Source organism: Candidatus Nitrosomarinus catalina, from assembly GCF_002156965.1.
GTDB lineage: Archaea > Thermoproteota > Nitrososphaeria > Nitrososphaerales > Nitrosopumilaceae > Nitrosopumilus > Nitrosopumilus catalinensis.
Genome location: NZ_CP021324.1, coordinates 1085429 through 1102976, shown reverse-complemented (window position 1 = coordinate 1102976; position 17548 = coordinate 1085429). Strand labels below are relative to the sequence as shown.

21 protein-coding genes and 1 tRNA gene are annotated in these 17548 nt (G+C 33.2%); 13 read left to right on the top strand and 9 right to left on the bottom strand.

The window, feature by feature from the left end:
* Position 1 precedes the first annotated feature (1 nt).
* On the bottom strand, positions 2-238 hold the full coding sequence (locus NMSP_RS06660) for a DNA-directed RNA polymerase subunit N (RefSeq protein ID WP_086908030.1): 237 nt from the start codon (positions 236-238) through the stop codon (positions 2-4).
* A gap of 50 nt (positions 239-288) precedes the next feature.
* On the opposite strand from NMSP_RS06660, the gene NMSP_RS06655 reads away from it, so the two are divergent.
* Positions 289-373, top strand: a tRNA-Leu gene (locus NMSP_RS06655).
* 7 nt (positions 374-380) lie between these two features.
* Here NMSP_RS06655 and NMSP_RS06650 read toward each other — a convergent pair.
* Positions 381-995, bottom strand: coding sequence for a translin family protein (locus tag NMSP_RS06650; RefSeq protein ID WP_086908029.1), 615 nt, complete (start codon positions 993-995; stop codon positions 381-383).
* 72 nt (positions 996-1067) lie between these two features.
* Between NMSP_RS06650 and NMSP_RS06645 the strand changes: the two genes are divergently transcribed.
* The 5 genes from NMSP_RS06645 (at position 1068) to NMSP_RS06625 (ending at position 4375) form a co-directional block, all read left to right on the top strand.
* The gene (locus NMSP_RS06645) at positions 1068-1715 is read left to right on the top strand and encodes an NAD(P)H-hydrate epimerase (protein ID WP_086908028.1); all 648 of its coding nucleotides are present in this window, start codon (positions 1068-1070) and stop codon (positions 1713-1715) included.
* The gene (locus NMSP_RS06640; RefSeq protein WP_086908027.1) at positions 1712-2320 is read left to right on the top strand and encodes a hydroxyacylglutathione hydrolase family protein; all 609 of its coding nucleotides are present in this window, start codon (positions 1712-1714) and stop codon (positions 2318-2320) included. The genes NMSP_RS06645 and NMSP_RS06640 overlap by 4 nt, the downstream gene beginning before the upstream one ends.
* Positions 2321-2327: 7 nt before the next feature.
* Positions 2328-3398: a nicotinate mononucleotide-dependent phosphoribosyltransferase CobT gene (gene cobT / locus NMSP_RS06635; RefSeq protein WP_086908026.1), complete on the top strand. Its 1071-nt coding sequence runs from the start codon at positions 2328-2330 to the stop codon at positions 3396-3398.
* A gap of 66 nt (positions 3399-3464) precedes the next feature.
* Positions 3465-3866, top strand: a complete 402-nt coding sequence (locus NMSP_RS06630) for a cupredoxin domain-containing protein (protein ID WP_086908025.1) — start codon at positions 3465-3467, stop codon at positions 3864-3866.
* 113 nt (positions 3867-3979) lie between these two features.
* Entirely contained in the window at positions 3980-4375 is a 396-nt protein-coding gene (locus NMSP_RS06625; RefSeq protein ID WP_086908024.1) for a hypothetical protein, read from the top strand.
* A 14-nt stretch (positions 4376-4389) separates the two neighbouring features.
* Here the strand turns inward: NMSP_RS06625 and glmS are convergent, their stop codons facing one another.
* The 4 genes from glmS to NMSP_RS08540 all read right to left on the bottom strand — a co-directional run bounded on the left by glmS (position 4390) and on the right by NMSP_RS08540 (position 7707).
* On the bottom strand, positions 4390-6147 hold the full coding sequence (gene glmS / locus NMSP_RS06620) for a glutamine--fructose-6-phosphate transaminase (isomerizing) (RefSeq protein ID WP_086908023.1): 1758 nt from the start codon (positions 6145-6147) through the stop codon (positions 4390-4392).
* Between the two features lie 47 nt (positions 6148-6194).
* Positions 6195-6848 carry a 30S ribosomal protein S4 gene (locus NMSP_RS06615; RefSeq protein WP_086908022.1) on the bottom strand — a complete coding sequence of 218 codons (654 nt, stop codon included), beginning with the start codon at positions 6846-6848 and terminating at the stop codon, positions 6195-6197.
* Positions 6849-6857: 9 nt separating this feature from the next.
* A complete protein-coding gene (locus tag NMSP_RS06610; protein WP_086908021.1) occupies positions 6858-7427 on the bottom strand; it encodes a 30S ribosomal protein S13 in 570 nt (189 codons plus the stop codon).
* A gap of 127 nt (positions 7428-7554) precedes the next feature.
* Positions 7555-7707 (bottom strand): hypothetical protein, encoded by a 153-nt coding sequence (locus NMSP_RS08540; RefSeq protein WP_192866163.1) that lies wholly within the window; start codon positions 7705-7707, stop codon positions 7555-7557.
* A gap of 80 nt (positions 7708-7787) precedes the next feature.
* Between NMSP_RS08540 and NMSP_RS06605 the strand changes: the two genes are divergently transcribed.
* Complete coding sequence (locus tag NMSP_RS06605; RefSeq protein WP_086908020.1) at positions 7788-8099, top strand: hypothetical protein; 312 nt, start codon at positions 7788-7790, stop codon at positions 8097-8099.
* Here NMSP_RS06605 and NMSP_RS06600 read toward each other — a convergent pair.
* Positions 8091-8597, bottom strand: coding sequence for a hypothetical protein (locus NMSP_RS06600; protein ID WP_086908019.1), 507 nt, complete (start codon positions 8595-8597; stop codon positions 8091-8093). The genes NMSP_RS06605 and NMSP_RS06600 overlap by 9 nt on opposite strands.
* 147 nt (positions 8598-8744) lie before the next feature.
* Here NMSP_RS06600 and NMSP_RS06595 point away from each other — a divergent pair, with 147 nt between their 5' ends.
* Both NMSP_RS06595 and NMSP_RS06590 read left to right on the top strand, forming a co-directional pair.
* Entirely contained in the window at positions 8745-9776 is a 1032-nt protein-coding gene (locus NMSP_RS06595) for a multicopper oxidase domain-containing protein (protein ID WP_086908018.1), read from the top strand.
* Positions 9766-10941 carry a ZIP family metal transporter gene (locus NMSP_RS06590; protein ID WP_086908017.1) on the top strand — a complete coding sequence of 392 codons (1176 nt, stop codon included), beginning with the start codon at positions 9766-9768 and terminating at the stop codon, positions 10939-10941. Before NMSP_RS06595 ends, NMSP_RS06590 begins: the two co-directional genes overlap by 11 nt.
* Here NMSP_RS06590 and NMSP_RS06585 read toward each other — a convergent pair.
* Positions 10938-12290, bottom strand: coding sequence for a cation-efflux pump (locus tag NMSP_RS06585; RefSeq protein ID WP_192866237.1), 1353 nt, complete (start codon positions 12288-12290; stop codon positions 10938-10940). The two genes, NMSP_RS06590 and NMSP_RS06585, sit on opposite strands and share 4 nt — an antisense overlap.
* A gap of 192 nt (positions 12291-12482) precedes the next feature.
* Between NMSP_RS06585 and NMSP_RS06580 the strand changes: the two genes are divergently transcribed.
* Positions 12483-13436 carry a CFI-box-CTERM domain-containing protein gene (locus NMSP_RS06580; protein WP_192866162.1) on the top strand — a complete coding sequence of 318 codons (954 nt, stop codon included), beginning with the start codon at positions 12483-12485 and terminating at the stop codon, positions 13434-13436.
* 54 nt (positions 13437-13490) lie between these two features.
* Positions 13491-13814 (top strand): hypothetical protein, encoded by a 324-nt coding sequence (locus NMSP_RS06575; RefSeq protein WP_086908015.1) that lies wholly within the window; start codon positions 13491-13493, stop codon positions 13812-13814.
* Between the two features lie 140 nt (positions 13815-13954).
* On the opposite strand, the gene NMSP_RS06570 is transcribed toward NMSP_RS06575, so the two are convergent.
* Entirely contained in the window at positions 13955-15535 is a 1581-nt protein-coding gene (locus NMSP_RS06570; protein WP_192866161.1) for a B12-binding domain-containing radical SAM protein, read from the bottom strand.
* 138 nt (positions 15536-15673) lie between these two features.
* Here NMSP_RS06570 and NMSP_RS06565 point away from each other — a divergent pair, with 138 nt between their 5' ends.
* Together NMSP_RS06565 and NMSP_RS06560 are read left to right on the top strand one after the other, a co-directional pair.
* The gene (locus NMSP_RS06565; RefSeq protein ID WP_086908413.1) at positions 15674-16579 is read left to right on the top strand and encodes a PEFG-CTERM sorting domain-containing protein; all 906 of its coding nucleotides are present in this window, start codon (positions 15674-15676) and stop codon (positions 16577-16579) included.
* Between the two features lie 120 nt (positions 16580-16699).
* Positions 16700-17509, top strand: a complete 810-nt coding sequence (locus NMSP_RS06560; protein WP_225971266.1) for a PEFG-CTERM sorting domain-containing protein — start codon at positions 16700-16702, stop codon at positions 17507-17509.
* The last annotated feature ends 39 nt before the right edge of the window (positions 17510-17548 follow it).

Genomic DNA, 17548 nt, shown 5'->3' with positions numbered 1-17548 from the left:
ATTAATCTAATTCAGATTGAACTTCTTGTTTTCTTTTCTGAATTGATTCATAGAATGGAATTACCTGTTGAATTGTCTCAACCGTAGTCAAAAGCATTCTTCTGCAACAATATCTGTTGATTTGTAACTCATTTAGAACTTTTTCAGGATCTTCTCCTGCTTTTAGTTTAGTTTGATAATCATCGAATTTATCTGCAATCAAGTTTCCACATGTAAAACATCTAACAGGAATTAACACGATGAAAAAAGTCGTCAAGGATTATAAAAACCATACAAGGTTATTTTGTTGCGGGCGTCGCCCAGCCTGGCCAAAGGCGCTAGCTTGAGGGGCTAGTCTCTCAGGAGTTCGTGGGTTCAAATCCCATCGCCCGCACTAAAAATTATTTTTCTAATTTTTCTAATGATTTGATTAATTCAATTCGTCTTTTTTCTTCTGTAATTGCCGATCTAACATCGTCCACTAAAATTCTATTTACATCAATTTTTCTTCTAGCTTCTTTTACTACTTTATCGTATAATGAAAATGTGTAAAGTTGAAGATATAGATTTTCCATTATCTCAAAAAATCTTATAGCATCATCTATGTCACCTGTTCTCATTTCATCAAAAACTTTTCTTTTTAATTCACCAACACAATCTAATAATCCTAAAACATAAGATTCAGGCATAACTGCTAATTTTTTATCTGAAGGAATATCTTTTTTTTCTACTATTGCAATCAAACATGCTGCTTCAACATATTCTTGTTCTGGTGTAATTAGATATCTTCTTAATTGTCCTGTTGCCTTTTTCTTATATTTTTTTAATAGTTTATCAGCTTGTTTTAAATTATTTTTTGCTGTTGCTAATTCTCCTTTGTGAACTGCAATGATAGATTTACTACATAGAATAATTATTTCTCTAGTGTTTTTTAATAAAAATTCTCTTGAATCCTGTGTTGCTGCTAAAGATTTTGTAATTTTATTTAATGATGGTTTAACGTTTTTTAATGTCATGTGATAAATTTTCAAAACTAGGATAAAGCCGTTTGCTAAACTCTTATTTTGGTAATGATTTTCATCTAAAGTATGGAAATAACAGTAGATCAAATGTATCAAATTGAAAATAAAGGTCATGATATGGGTTTTTTAAAAAAATTCATGATGGAAAATGCTGGAGCCGCAGCAGTCAGACGTTTACTTACAAAATTCGATGATGTAGCCTCAAAAAATATTTTAATTTTTGTCGGATTGGGAAATAATGGCGGCGATGGTTTAGTTATGGCTAGACATTTAGCTGGCTATGGTTCTAATGTTACTGTAATGCTTTTAGGTGATCCTGAAAAAATTAAAACCGAAGAAAGTAATTGGAACTGGTCAATTTTAAAAAAAATGCCTTCTGTAAACCTAATGTCTGGTAATTCTTTGGACTTTGATTTCAAACCCGATATAATCATCGACGGAATTTTGGGTACTGGAATTTCAGGTGAAATTAGAGAACCATATGCATCAGCAATTAATTATATCAATAACACAGATTGCTACAAATTTGCAGTAGATGTTCCATCTGGATTAGATCCTCAAACTGGAAATACTGCAAACATTTTCACAAAATGTGACATGACAGTTACATTTCATAAGATGAAAGAAGGAATTCCAAAAAGAAAAGATTTGACTGGTGAACTGTATGCAGAAAAAATTGGTATTCCTGTTGAAGCTGAAGAGGGAATTGTATGATAGTACATCAAATCCCCGTTGGACCAATGCAAAACTTTTCTTATATTGTAGTTGATGAAGATTCCAGCGAATCTATAATTATTGATCCATCTTGGAATTTGATGGAATTGGAATTAATAATTAAAGAAAATAATTTAAAAATAAAATATATTGTTAATACCCATTATCACGATGATCATACCCGAGGAAACGAAGAGATGGTTGCATCCACCAAAGCTCCTATTATTCAACATGAATCATCAACTTTGAAAAATGACATTACTGTAAAGGATGGAGATTTTATTGAATTTGGTAACTCAAAATTAAAAGTTCTTCATACTCCTGGACATTCTCCTGATAGTATTTGTCTTGTAGGTGATGGAAAAATTTTTTCTGGTGATACATTATTTGTTGGAAATTGTGGTAGAATTGATTTACCTGGAGGTAATGCTTCTGAACTTTATCATAGTCTTTTTGATGTGCTTCATTCTTTAGATAATGATTTGGTAATGTATCCTGGTCACAATTATGGTTCTACTGAAACCTCGACTATAGGAAAAGAAAAAATGACTAACATGATAATGCAAAAGAGAACTGAACAACAGTTCTTAGATATGATGGGTTAGTGATATTTTGGAAGATTTTGAGTTGTTTGGCAATGTTGAACAGGCACAAAATTTCCTGGAGTCGGTAAAATCTGGAAGATTTCTTCTCTCGTTTGTAATGTCTTATTCTCAAACATGTGAAATTCCTGGAATTACTATTGCTGGTGCAAATAGCGAATCTATGAAATATACTCCCCCTGCTGATGCAGAATACCTCCACTATGGATATTGCAAAACAATTGATAATATTCCCATGACCCCTGATGGAAAACCTACTCCAGCTCTATTAACTAAAACAGCTTTGGAATCTGCTAGTATCCCTCATTTAACAATTAATGCCGGAAGTAAAATTACTCCACAATTGCCTTTCATTGAAACTGGCTTATCTTTTGGAAAAAATATTTCTGTTGAACCGGCAATGACTGATTCAGAAGTTTCCAGTGCAGTTGAATTTGGCAGAATTGTTGGAAGAAACATGGCTTCATTAACTGATTGTTTGGTAATTGGTGAATCAATTCCTGGTGGAACAACAACTGCTTTAGCTGTATTGAAGGCTTTTGATTTTGATGCAAAAACAAGTTCTAGTATTCCTACAAATCCTATTAAACTAAAAAATGAAGTTGTAGATTCTGCAATAAAACGAATTGATTCTGATCATCCGTATAGTGTTCTTGCAAAGGTTGGTGATCCTATGATTGCTTTTGTTGCAGGAATGTTGAGTTCAGCATCTGCTGTTTCTAAAGTAATGCTAGCTGGTGGTACACAGATGACAGCAGTTTTGGCATTTGCATCTAAAATTGGATTTAATGAAGAAAATACTGCAATTGGAACTACGTCCTATATCACAAATGATCAAAATGCAAATTTCACTAATATTGTAAAACAGATTGCAGATATTCCTGCAATCTCTGTAAATCCTGGATTAAACAATTCAAAATATTCTGGACTAAAGGCATTTTCTGAAGGATTTGGAAAAGAAGGTGCAGGTGCTGGGGGCAGTATTATTTCATCAATGCTCAAAACAGGAAATGACTCTACTAAATTCTTGAATCTTGCAGAAAAGGAATATGATAGATTATCTTCATTATCAGAGTCCTAATATTTGAAAAAAATAGAAAATTAGGCACAAAAATGTTTATCTTAATGAATTTTAACAAGTTTTGATATGGTAACTAAATCAAGTATTCTTGGATTAATTGCAGCACTAGCAGTTGTATTAATTGCAGTATCTGCAGTAGGTGAAAATGTCGACTCTCAAGTACCTAAAATTGGAACAGTAGAAGAATCTGGATTCTCACAATCATGTGTCGAAACAGGTTGCTATACTCCAAGTATATTGACCATAAAATCTGGCACAGTTGTAACAATGACAAATACTGATCCAACAGGTGTCCATACATTTACATCTGGAAATGTTGATGGATTTGATCCAAAACCTGATGGAATGTTTGATTCTCAAGTATTGATGGTTGGCGATGCATATGAAAGAAAATTTTCTCAAAAAGGAACTTTTGATTACTATTGTACATTACATACCTGGATGACTGGCCAAATTATTGTTGAATAATTTTTAAAATTAATTACAAAATTTAAACAAATTTTTAGATTATGATAAAAAAATAAACATCCTTTCTGAATTTACTTCATTATAGTTATCTTCTTCTTTTGAAATAATTTCCCATGAGTCAAACAATACGATACGGCACACTGCTAAACAAACTCTTTGATTTGGATACTTGCATACGATTCGCTGCAGTAACAAACAAGTCTGGAGAAATCCTTGCAAAGGATTCAAAACCTAACACCAAACTTTACTTGTCTCCTGAAGAAACTCAAGAAACAATACACCATGCAATTAGTGCATGGAGTTCTAGAGAAAAACACTATGACAAAATTGGTGAAGGGTTGTACACTTTGGCAGTTTATGAAAAACTTCGACGTGCAACAATTCCATTACCAAGTGGAAATTTGCTTTTGGTGACAATAGATAATGCAGGAGGACAACAGCAGATAATGGAAAAAATTCTCAACGAAGTAAAAATTCGTGATATTTCTGGAACCATTTCAGGAGCCTAGATATCCAAATTTTCTTATTTTACAGTCACGGATTTTGCTAGATTTCTAGGATAATCCGGATCTGTGTCTTTTTCTAATGCAGAATAATATGCTAAAAGTTGAATTGGGATAATCTCTGAGATTGGATATAGAATTTCACTAATCTTTGGAATTTCTATCCAGTAATCATAAACGTCACTCTCAATATCTGATACTCCGATAATTTTTGCCCCACGAGCTTTAATCTCTCGTGAACTAGTTAATGTGTCAGCATATGTTGAATCATTTGGATTGATTACAATAACAAAAACATCTGTATCCATTAATGCAAGTGGGCCATGTTTTAATTCTCCTCCTGGAATTCCCTCTGCATGAATGTATGTCAATTCTTTTAGTTTTAATGCTGATTCAATTGCAATTGGATAATTAATTCCTCTACCTAAAATGTAAATGTCTGATACTTCTGTCAATTCTTTTGCAATATCTTGAATTTTATTTGTATTTTCTAACATCTTAGAAATTAAAATTGAAAATTCTTCAAAACCAATTGTAATATTTTCACCTAACTTCTGAACAATTTTGTAAAGTAGAATTAGTTGTGCAGTAAAGCTTTTAGTTGCAGCTACTCCTATCTCTGGTCCACAATTCATTCCTAATACAATATCTCCTTTTCGTGTAAGAGATGATGTTAGTAAATTGACTATGGAAATAATTTTACAGTTTAATTTCTTTGTAATTCTTACTGCTTCTAAAACATCTGCGCTTTCTCCACTTTGAGAAATTGCAATTAAAACTGAATTTTCTTCAATTGTATCTGGTGCAAATTGAAGCTCACTTGCTATTATTGGTTCAGCCTTAATTTTGACATATTTTGATAAAATCTGCTTTGCAATTAATGCAGAGTTATAGCTGGTTCCACTGCCTGTGATGTAGATATTTTTTGCATTTTTGATGAGGTCTGCAGCATTTTCAATGCCTTCCACTGTTGTTTTTCCTGCTTTTAGAATTACATCTGGTTGTTCGTAAATTTCTTTTAATGTAAAATGTGCATAATCACCTTTGTATGCATCTCCAAATTCTTTTGAAACTTTTGTAATCTCATGTTTGATTTTATTTCCGTTGAAATCTAAAATTTCAAATTCTTTATTCTCTAAAATTATAAAATTTCCACTTTTCATGTATATTGCATTATCTGTATATTCTATGAAACCTAATACATCACTTGACAAGAAAATATTCTCTTGTCCAACTCCTACAATTAATGGTTCGTGGAATCTTGCTGCTGCTATTTGACCGTTTTCAAACATTGCAACAAATGCATAATGTCCTTTGATTACCGCAACTGTCTTCATTATTGTTTCTTTAACATTTTTTGTAGATTCATAATTTTTTTGTAACAAATTTGCAATTATTTCACTGTCTGTTTCACTTTTGAAATTATATCCTTCTTCTTCCAATTGCTTTTTTAATTCTTCAAAATTTTCTATAATTCCATTATGAACAATTGCAATTTTTCCAGAATTACTTGGATGTGGATGTGCATTGAGTTCTGTTACTTTTCCATGAGTTGCCCATCTTGTATGACCAATTCCAACTTTTCCTGGTAGTTTATCTAATTGCATTTTGGAATTTACTTCATTTACTTTACCTGTCCCTTTTTTTAATTCAATTCCGTTATCTGATTCGGTTGCAACTCCGACACTGTCGTATCCCCTGTACTCCATTCTTTTTAAGCCCTTTACGATAATTGGAGATGCAATTTCATTTCCAGAATATCCAATAATTGAACACATGTAATTTTATCTGATAATAGGGGTATTTACTGATAATGATGTTATGATTAGTCTGCTTTTGGTGCTTCAGCAGGAGTTGCTTCAGCAGGAGTTGCTTCAGCAGGAGTTGCTTCAGCAGGAGTTGCTTCAGCAGGAGTTGCTTCAGCAGGAGTTGCTTCTTCACCTTCAGCAGGTCCTTCAACTTTTGGTGCCTCAGCTTTTGTTTTTTCTAACATTTCTGGAATTTTTGATTCAGGGCTAAAATGAACACTGTCTTCTTCTGCAACTGTGACCGTATATGATGGGATGTCAACTTTTCTGTCTCCAACCATAATATGGCCGTGAATTACAGCTTGTCTTGCTTGATATGGTGTTTTAAATCCTAATTTTTTTGAGACAATTGTTTGTAACCTTCTTGCAAGTAAATCAGTTGGTTTAAGATTAAGTACATCATCTAATGATGCATTTTCTGTAACTAAACCGATTCTTGATAATGATTTTAGTAATATTGGTTCTTTTTCTGCTCTTGCTTCTTGTGTCAATGCAAGCAATGATCTTGCTTGTTGTCTCACACGTGATAATTCGGTATGTGCTTTCCATAATTCTCTTTTAGTTCTTAATCCAAATGTACCGAGAGTTTGCAACTCATCCATTTTTAATTCATAATTAAGAGGTCGCTTTGGTTTACGCCATACTTTACGTGGATATTTTGGATCTCCCATTCAAAACACCTATTCTTTTTTCTCCGCTGGAGCTGCTTCTGCAGCTGGTGCTGGAGCATCTGCTGTTGCTGCAGCTGGTGCTGCTTCTGCAGCTGGTGCACCAGAACTTGCTTTCTTAACAGGAGCTGCTAATCCGCCTTTTGCTACACCCACTGCTCCACCTTTTCTACCAGATGTTCTAGTTCTTTGTCCTCTAACTTTTAGACCACTTAGGTGACGATAACCTCTCCAACTGGCAGTGATTCTTTCTCTTTCAATATCATTTCTTAAAGTAAATGGAATGTCTGAAGTTAGCAAGTGTAAATCTTTTCCAGTTTCAATATCTCTTTGTCTGTTGAGGAACCATGATGGAAAATTTGCTTCACTTGGATTTGTAATTAATTTTTCAATTTCTTGAACATTTGCATCTGTAAGGTGACCGATGTTAGAATTTGTGTTTATTTTTAATGTAGTTGCAATTGCTGTTGCAAAATTATGGCCTATGCCTTTAATCTGGGTTAAACCTACGAGAAGTTTTCTTTCTCCTGGAATATCGTTACCTACGATTCTTACAATGTGTCTGTATTCTTGGCTACTCAAGTATTCCAAAATTCTAAGAAACCCCGATAAAAACCATTGCTAGGCGTCAGTCATTTTGGAGAAATCATCAGTTTTTTTAGAGATCTCTGCTGGAATTGGCTTGATTCTGGTAAATGATGGCTTGAAATTATCTAAAGTCCTCATCTTTTGTCCAATTATTGCCTTGAACATTCCATTCGTTACATTGACAGCATTTTTTGACACCTCTCTGTGAATCAATATCTATACAAAAACAATGTTCACCTTTGCCTGATGGATCATGGCTACAGAGTTTTTGCATACTTTGAGATATTCTTATTTCTTAATTATCCTATTGACTTATTCAAAAAGTTATTACATTCTAATTTTTTAATTTAATTTATGGATGAATCATTTGATAGGGAAAAAATTATTGATTGTATGTTTGACCCCATTACATCTGAAATTTTGGCAAAATTAGAAGATGGAAAAAAAGAATGCTATGTATTGTCTCAAGAATTTTCAATGTCTGAATCTGATATTTTACAAAGACTAGATTATTTGATAGAATGTGAGTTTATTTTCAAAACTAATGAAAATCAAAAAAATTTCATATCGGCAAATAATGAAAAACTTAGTTCCTTACTTGAAAACAATGATACATTTGATGGTGCAATAAATGGTTTGGAAAAAATGGATAGTTATCTAAATTGATCTTCTTTTATTTCTGATTTCCCAAATTGCAATAATTGCTAACCCAATCATTCCTAAAATAGTGCAAATTATTGATATTGTTGAAAAGATGATTTGATTATCTGCATCTGGAATCGGACCTATTGCACCGGCAACATAACTTTCTTTATCATCAGAACTTTGAATTATCAATTCATAATTTCCAGAATCAAATATCTCAAATTCTTGTTCAATTGTATCTTCATTAATTTTCTCTGAAATTATTTCCATTCCTGAAGGATCTAAAATTTTTGCTGAAAATGTATTTTCCTTATATTCCATAATTTGTACAGCAAATATTACCATTGGTGTTTCCTTTTTATCTAAATCAACAGAAATTGTTACTGTCTCTGAAACACTAACTTTTCCGTTACCTTGAGTAATCCCTTCTAAAGTAACTTGATTTTCAAGTACTGATGTTCCGAGACCTGCAACAATTAAAATTCCAAAAATTACAATTAACAATCCCGTTTTTTGCACAGGTTTTGTTTTATTTTCTTTATTTTAAACCTAATTTTTGATTTTTTATGTATAATTTAGACTGGGCTAAAAAAGTTAGCTCATGTTAACTTTAAATACAGAATTTCCAGTTCTGTCAATATATTGAAAATTACTCGTTCTACTCTAATGATTGTATTACTTGCTGTGACAATTGGCTTATCTACCATTATTGTATTTCCAAGTTTTTCTGAAGCCGAATCTGAACTAAAGACATTTGTTACTCATTCAGGAAAAGTTATTCGAACAACTGGAGAAGTAATTGATCCTCTTTATACCGTATCTGAAGTAGAATTTGATCCTATGGAATATTTACGCGAATTCAATTATGGTAAAGTTTCAAAACTTGAAGACGGTACAACTGTTAGAGAATATACTATAATTGCTGAAGATGATAAAGTGATGGAAGTATCCCCTGGAGTTTTTTACAATGTTTGGACTTATAATGGAACAGTTCCAGGTCCTACAATTAGAGCCACTGAAGGCGATTTACTAAAAATTAATTTTATTAACAATGGTTCAAAAGAACATACAATTCATTTTCATGGAATTCATCCTGCTGAAATGGATGGTGTTTTTGAAATAGTGGGACCAGGTGGTGGTAAATTTGTTTATGAATTTGAAGCCGGTCCTGTTGGGGTACATCCTTATCATTGCCATGTAATGCCTTTGGAAGAACATATTGTTCATGGTCTTTATGGTGTTTTCATAGTTGACCCTAAAGAAGGTCGTGAACCAGCCGATGAAATGGTTATGGTGTTGAATGGTTTGGATACTGATTTTGATACTGAAAATAATTTCTATGCTGCAAATACAATCCCATTTTATTATCAACATCATCCAATTCAAATTAACACCAATGAATTGATTCGAGTTTATGTTGTCAATATGGTGGAATTTGATCCAATAAACAATTTCCATCTTCATGGAAATCTGTATACCTATTACCCTACTGGAACTGATTTGGTTCCTTCTTTTTACACTGACATGATAACTTTGTCTCAAACTGAGCGTGGAATCATGGAATTTGAGTATACATATCCAGGAAAATATCTTTTCCATGCACATAAAGTGGAATTCTCAGAAAAAGGTTGGGTCGGAATGTTTCTTGTAAATGATAATGCCAACTCTGATGAGAGTAGTGTGAAATATGGCAGCTAGTGATACTTCAAAATTTAAGGTGGCAGCAAGTGGTGTTATTCCATTTGCATTTGTCATTGTTTTGATGTTGTATATTTTTGGACCTGGTGGTGATTTGTTAGATTTTGGAATAGCTCTTCCTGAAATAACCATTGAAAAAGTGGATTTCATTGATTCAGAAATTCAGGCTACTGTTAGAAATACTGGTTCAATACCTGTTCAAGTCGTTGTTGCAGATGTAAATGATAGAATACAACCAGCTGCAGTAGAACCCGATGGATATTTAGAAAGATATGAGACAACTTTAGTTAGAATTCCTTTTGAGTGGAATGAAGCAGAACCCTATAGAATTGGGATCACTATTGATGATGGAACTCGTTTTGAAAAAGAAATTGAATCTGCTGCATTTGCTTTAGAATTTACTCTAGATCTTGCAATATTTTTTGCTATTATTGGAACTTATGTTGGAATAATTCCTGTAATGATTGGACTGTTGTGGCTTCCATTTATTAAAAAAATTAGTAAACAAAAATATCATTTCTTTTTGGCATTAACTGCAGGATTATTGTTATTTTTAGCAATTGATTCAATTGAAGAATCCATTGAAGTTTCTAATGAAAATTTGGCAAATAGTTTCAACGGTGCATTGCTTGTATCTACCGTTGTTGTATTGTCATTTTTGGCATTATACTATGTTGGAAATAAGATTATATCTAAATCTGATTCACTGCATTTCTCAAAACCTGTGGCAATTGGATTGATGATTTCAATTGGAATTGGCTTACATAATTTTGGTGAGGGCTTAGCTATTGGTGCAGCAGTTGGAATTGGTTCTATAGCATTCAGTACTTTTTTGATTGTTGGTTTTGCATTACATAATACTACTGAAGGTATTGCTATAGCCGCACCTATGTCTAGGGGGAAATTGATGATTGGTAAATTGGCTATAATGGGATTAATTGCAGGTTCACCTGCCATTTTTGGTGCCTGGATTGGTGGATTTGCCTACTCTCCATTTACTTCCGTAGTTTTCTTAGCTATTGGTGCAGGGGCTATTTTTCAAGTAATTTTGGTCTTATTGAAATGGATTCAAAAAGAAAATGATGGTAATCTTTCAACTCTTTCTGTTGTATCTGGATTTGCGATAGGAATGTTGGTAATGTATTTTACTAGTATTTTTGTCTAATTTGGTTCTGGATGAATTGTTATAACTGAATTTTTAATTTCTATTCTGATTGCATGCTCAATTTCTGATGTGAGATCATGAACTTTTTCAATTGATAATTCTTTGTCAAATGAACAATCTATATCAATTTTGAAAATATTCTCAAATTTCAGTGATACAATTCTGCCTACTTTTTTAACATCAGAGTATTCTTCAATAATTTTTCTAATTTTTTCTTCTGTTGCTATGTCTTCTATGTTGATATTTTTTGGAACTGTGATAAATGGCTCTAGATGAATTGTTGCATGTGTAATTTCTGGTATTTCTCTTTGAATTTTTTCTTCAATAATTTCAGAAATTTTATGTGCTGATACTAGATTACTCTCCCTATCTACCATCACATGTAAATTGCAATATGTTTTTCCTTTTGTCTTATTTGTATTGACGTTATGAACTTCTTTAACACCTTTTACACTTTTTGCAATTTCAAAAATTTTTCCGTCAAGTGGAACATCTTTCCAATTAGGTTCAAAATGAATTGTTATTTTTGCATTAGAAATTTGATTTTTAATATTTTTTTCAACACTGTCGCTTACTTCATGGGCTTTTTCAAAACTTGTATCTGCCCTTAATGAAATTGTAATATCTGCAAAAATTGTATCGCCTGATTTTCTCATCAGAACTGAACCTGTATCAACTACTCCCTCTGTTGAATTTGTGATTTCTTGAACATTTTTTACTAGTTCTGGTGATATTATATCTGTCAAATCCAGTGCTGTTTTGTAAATTAATTTTATACTTAGTACTGCTAGTAATCCTCCTAAAATCAATGCTGCAACAAAATCTCCAAAATAGATTCCATATGTAACTAGAATAATTCCTATAATTGCAACTGATGTTGAACCTAGATCCATAAATGCATGGTAGAAATCTGCTTTCAGAGTTGTTCCTCCAATTGCCTTGATACTTTTTCTAAGAAGTATTATTCTGAAAAAATCAATGCCAATTGTGTAAAGTCCTCCAATAATTGCAAATAATCCTGGTAAGATACTTGGTGGTGGACTCTGTAATCTATTGATTGATTCGTAGATGAAGAAACATGCAATTAGAAAAATTGCTATTCCTCCAATTAATCCTCCTAAGGATTCAATCTTTCCATGTCCGTATGTGTGCTCTGCATCTGGTGGTTTAATTGCCCACCTTGCTGCTAATAGTAAAACAAGTGTCACTACAGTATCTAACAATGCATGAATACTGTCTGTAATTAGAGCAAGACTGTTTGAAACTAAACCAAAAATTAATTCTACAACAAATGCAGAAAATATTGCTACTAGCGAAATCTGTAAAACTTTAGTTCTTTGAGAAAATATCTCCATCACATTTAGATTTTTTATCTGGTATTACAGGTTTTTCAAATAACTGATTATTTGATAGTAAATCTAATTTATTGATTTTTTGATTTGTGGTAATATGATGTCAAAAAAATCTAATTTACACCATACATTAGTCAATTTTAATTCGATTGAAAACATAAATACTCTGAGGCTCGATTTATGTTGAAAATGAAACAATCTGGATTCTTAGCATTTGCATTATTATCTATTTCAATTCTCTCTTTTGGTCTAACTGACGCAGTAAATGCACAATCAGATCTTCCATTATCTGTTAATACTGCTTCTTCAAGTTATACCACTGGTAATACTATTGAAATTTCTGGTATGATCAAAACTTTGGCTGAATATGAACAACCTGTAGTTTTAATGATTGTTAGTCCTGATGGAAACATTGTAACTGTTCAACAAGTAATGCCCGATTCTGATGGGTTTTATTCTGCAACTGTAAAAGCTGGTGGAACCATGAATTCTGGTGGTGAATATGAAGTTCGTGCACAATATGGAGCACAAAAAATTACCAATACTTTTGATTTCATGACTTCTGATCCTAAACCAACATCTCAACCAGAACCTGAACCAACACCAGAACCTGAACCAACACCAGAACCTGAACCAACACCAGAACCTGAACCAACACCAGAACCTGAACCTGTAGTTGAACAAGTTGTAAACTGTGGACCGGGAACTGAATCAGTAAACGGTGTATGTCAAGTAATTCAAATTGAAGAACCTGAAGAGTCTGAAGGCGGCGGCTGCCTAATTGCAACAGCAGCATACGGCTCAGAACTTGCACCCCAAGTTCAGATGCTTAGAGAAATTCGTGACAACCAGTTGATGAACACCGAATCAGGATCTGCATTTATGACAACATTTAACGAATTATACTATTCATTCAGTCCAACAATTGCAGACATGGAACGCGAAAGCCCAGTGTTTAAAGAAATTGTAAAGGCTGGATTGACTCCAATGATTAGCACATTATCTATCATGGAAAGTGCTGAAACTGAAAGCGAAGTGTTGGGACTTGGTTTGTCAGTAATTGCATTGAATTTGGGAATGTACATTGCAGCACCTGCATTGATTGCAATGAAAGTTAACCAACAAATTAGATCAAGAATTTAGAATTTTTTGATTTAACATAGTAGGTTCTTATACTGAAACAAATTATTGTATGTTATGAAAACTGAATATGAGGAATTTGAAAATATTGAAGACCTCTTCATGTACATGTCAGCAGCAGCACCTCCAATGAAAAATACAATTCCAATTAATTCTTACAAAGGCAATATAATGTCATTTATTCCGCTCAGTCCATCCACTGGCGAATCATATCTTATGCTTTATGCAAAGGGTGAACTTGAAGCAGGAATTTATGAATTTGATGTCTCTTCAAAATCATATAAAAAAGTGGAGTCAGTTGAACGAGCAGATAAAGTCTACTTTATTTCATTGACCCCAAAGCGAAATACAATTGCCGATCAGGCACTACAAAATCTATAAGTTAATTATTCAACTGAGACTGACAATTTTGAGACAATTAGATTGTGATGGAGCATCTCTGAATTTATTGCTACATCGACTTAACATGTCGTACAATCTTTAAACAGAATCAAATCTATTTACAAACGACTAAGTAAATTCTAAAGTTTCTTTGTTAGGAATTTTGGTTCAGAGACTGATTTGGTTCTTGCATATTTATCAATGATTTGATCAGGTGTTTTACCATTGAATAGATCCTTACATAGTCCTCTGAGATATCTCATAATTGCCCAGGTACCTGCCTTGAGAATACCGTACATGAATACTTTCATTGGTGGTCCATATGTTTTATTTCTTAGAATAATTGGAATTATGTCATTAATTACACGCAAGTTATTTTCCCAACACTTCCAAAATAATGTAAATTGTGCTTCGTTAAGATTTCCAAAATGCATAGAGTTTTTCTCACTAAAGTCTTGATAAAGTAATGGTGCTACTAATCCTCTAAAATCCATCTCTCTAAAGTCGCTCATCATGTCAATAGTATATTGAATATCGTCAGGGGTTTCGTCAGGCCATCCGATTATGATAGTTGCTGCTGGGAACCAGTGATTCTCATTTAGGATTTTTGCCCCTTCTCTTACAACACTACCCCATTCTTCAGGTGCAAATGGCTTTGTTTTGACTCCTAGGTGTTTTTTGACCATATCTGGTGCAACTGTTTCAATTCCTAGATTTGTTGCAAGCCATCTACCTGTTTTGTCTTGCTCATTGACTTGAGAAATTTGTTGCATTAATGTAGGATCTGCTGCAACTGCTGAAAATGTCATATGTGTAGTTCCGATGAAATTAGCTCCTAATCCTTTGAGACCTTTCCATAAATCTACGATTGCATCTCTGTTTGGAACAAAGTCTCTACTGTCACATCCATAAAGTAACATCTCATCAGAATGTAACCAAATTGAATCAAATCCATAATCTAAGTTAGTTTTTGCTTCATGTTGAAGTCTTTCTAGAGGTAAATCTTTTTTTGATCTTTTGTTGACATCACAAAAGTCACATCCTCTTCCGCAACCTCTCATTGCTTCAATTAATGAGTTAATTGTAGGGCCTTCAATTACTGGGATGTTTTCTAAATTTCTTACAAAGCAGTGCATTAATTCTGGTGCATCATTTTGTTCTAAATCCTGAAACAAGTCAACTGCTAGTTCGTCTGCTTCTCCAACAACTACTGTGTCAATTCCGTGAATCTTCATTCTATCTGATTTTGCTAATTCCCATGCGCCGTTACCTCCAACTACAACTTTGAAATCATATTTCTTTTTGAGTTGAATGATACTTGCACACATTTTTTTAAATTTCATTGCTACATAAGATAATTTTTCAGGTGACATTGTTGTTGTAACTGGTGCCATTCCAAGAGGATCCATTACATTGATTCCAACCACTTTGGTATCTGGTCCAATTGATTTTTGAAGCATTTCTGGATGTGCCATGAAAACATCTTCTTTTTTGTATCCGCCTTGAATTAGTGAACTCTCTATTCTTCTTAATCCTACTTGAGCTACTTTTACTTCACCTGTAATTGGGTCAGTTTCTACAGATGGACAAAACACTTTATCAAACACCCATTCTGGTAAAACTTCATACGGACCACATGCGATAAATCCATACAAGAAATTTCCTCTGTAATTTGTCATTAAACTACGGTCTGCAGTTAAAACAACACGTTTGCCAGCCAACTATCTCAAATCCTTTCATTATGTTATATATCATTTACGAGGAGGGTGAACCTAGTTTTTTCTTACTTTATCATTTTTCTCAAATTGTCAAAAAATATTTTCTCAACCTTAAATATCTGATATTGAATTTTATTGTCAGTGAAAACTCAATTAATGATTTTTGCACTATTTGGGATTTTAATTACAAGTGTTGGTATTTCTCAAGCATCTGCAGAAAATGGAGTTATTGAAGTTTCTACTGATAAACTCAATTATTCTGATGGAGAAACAATGCTAATTTTTGGTGAAATAACAAATATGGTTTCAGGAGATCAACTTAGTATCCTTATTCAATCACCTAATGGAAATTTGGTTGCACTTGATCAATTGACAGTTGGAGAAGATGATCAATTTAGTACAGAAATTAAACTTGGTGGAAAATTAATGAATCTAGAAGGGATTTATACAATTAAAGTTCAATACAGAGATCATTCTACAACCACTTCTTTTAATTTTGGTGGAGTTACTAATCCACATGTAACTGAATTAGATGAAGTAATTGTTGAAGATTCTGTAATTGAAGATGAAATAATTGAAGATTCATTTATTGAAAATTCTGTAATTTTTGATTCAGTAGTTACTGCAACCAGTGTTTCAGTTCAAGATTCTACTGATTTAATATCCTATGAAATTACTAATGCAAAATTACTAAATGTGATACCTGATTTAGATGCAGTCTCATTGTTAATTTACATTGAAACAACTGATGAAGGTTCAATTACATTAGCAATTCCAAGGTCTGTTTTGGATGCATCCATTAATGATGGAGATGATGAATTTTTTGTATTAGTTGATGGGGAAGAAGTAGACTTTGAAGAAATTAGGACTTCTGTAGATCGAACTCTAACTATTGACTTTCTTGCAGGAACTGAACAAATTGAAATTATCGGTACCTTTGTAATTCCAGAGTTTGGTACAATTGCAGCCATGATTCTAGCAGTCGCAATTATCTCAATAGTTGCAATCTCTGCAAAATCAAGACTTAGCCTGCTGTCAAGATATTAAAATAATTACTTTTTTTCATTTGGTATATATACATAAATACCGAGCATACGTGATTGCAACTAGATGAATTTCAAAAATTCAACCAGATCAATTAGCCTAGTCCTAATGGCAGTAGCTATAATGTCCGTAACCTCGGTTAACCAAGACGCCTTTGCAAAAGACGCTGGTATGTCATTAACAGCAATTGCTGAAGAAGATGGAACAATAATTTCTATTTCTGGAGAAACTACATCAAATATCACTGATGTAACTCTTAGAGTAATATCTCCAAATGGATCAAATGTTGTTGCAGTTGATCAACTAACCCCAGATGCAAACGGAGAATTTAGTACACAATTCAATGTTTCCAACTGGACACAAGATGGAATGTATGAAATTAAAGCCAATCAAGGAACATCCCTACTTTACAGCATCACAGTAAGCGTTGATGTAAATGGTGGATTGACTGCAGAAACATCTGCAACCAACTCTAGTATGGTTGACAACTATGCCAGCTCTGAAGCAATAGCAATAACTAGTGCCTCATCTGATGAGATGGGAGGATTGTCTATTTCAGCCAATGCTATGGAAGGATCAGATACTATTGAAATAACTGGTCAAACCAGCAAAACCAATCAAGATGTTACATTTACTGTAACATCTCCAAACGGTAATCTAGTCAGTGTTGACCAAGTATCTCCAGAATCAGATGGTAGTTTTGCTGCTGATATCCTAGTTGGAGGTCCATTATGGTCCCAAGATGGAGCATACACAGTAACTGCTCAACAAGGCAATGATTCAATGTTTATTGATTCTGTAGAAGTTGAAGTAGCAGATGGATTAGTAGTTCCAGAGTTTGGTACAATTGCAGCCATGATTCTAGCAGTCGCAATTATCTCAATAGTTGCAATCTCTGCAAAATCAAGACTTAGCATCGTTCCAAGATACTAAAATTACAAATTTTTTTCATTTTTTATTTTTCATTATACA

Bases quoted from the DNA above. Each gene is read 5' to 3' on its own strand.
- NMSP_RS06650 (WP_086908029.1), bottom strand. From the start codon at position 995: ATGACATTAAAAAACGTTAAACCATCATTAAATAAAATTACAAAATCT.
- NMSP_RS06645 (WP_086908028.1), top strand. From the start codon at position 1,068: ATGGAAATAACAGTAGATCAAATGTATCAAATTGAAAATAAAGGTCAT.
- NMSP_RS06640 (WP_086908027.1), top strand. From the start codon at position 1,712: ATGATAGTACATCAAATCCCCGTTGGACCAATGCAAAACTTTTCTTAT.
- NMSP_RS06630 (WP_086908025.1), top strand. From the start codon at position 3,465: ATGGTAACTAAATCAAGTATTCTTGGATTAATTGCAGCACTAGCAGTT.
- NMSP_RS06625 (WP_086908024.1), top strand. From the start codon at position 3,980: ATGAGTCAAACAATACGATACGGCACACTGCTAAACAAACTCTTTGAT.
- glmS (WP_086908023.1), bottom strand. From the start codon at position 6,147: ATGTGTTCAATTATTGGATATTCTGGAAATGAAATTGCATCTCCAATT.
- NMSP_RS06615 (WP_086908022.1), bottom strand. From the start codon at position 6,848: ATGGGAGATCCAAAATATCCACGTAAAGTATGGCGTAAACCAAAGCGA.
- NMSP_RS08540 (WP_192866163.1), bottom strand. From the start codon at position 7,707: ATGCAAAAACTCTGTAGCCATGATCCATCAGGCAAAGGTGAACATTGT.
- NMSP_RS06605 (WP_086908020.1), top strand. From the start codon at position 7,788: ATGGATGAATCATTTGATAGGGAAAAAATTATTGATTGTATGTTTGAC.
- NMSP_RS06595 (WP_086908018.1), top strand. From the start codon at position 8,745: ATGATTGTATTACTTGCTGTGACAATTGGCTTATCTACCATTATTGTA.
- NMSP_RS06590 (WP_086908017.1), top strand. From the start codon at position 9,766: ATGGCAGCTAGTGATACTTCAAAATTTAAGGTGGCAGCAAGTGGTGTT.
- NMSP_RS06580 (WP_192866162.1), top strand. From the start codon at position 12,483: ATGAAACAATCTGGATTCTTAGCATTTGCATTATTATCTATTTCAATT.
- NMSP_RS06575 (WP_086908015.1), top strand. From the start codon at position 13,491: ATGAAAACTGAATATGAGGAATTTGAAAATATTGAAGACCTCTTCATG.
- NMSP_RS06560 (WP_225971266.1), top strand. From the start codon at position 16,700: ATGTCCGTAACCTCGGTTAACCAAGACGCCTTTGCAAAAGACGCTGGT.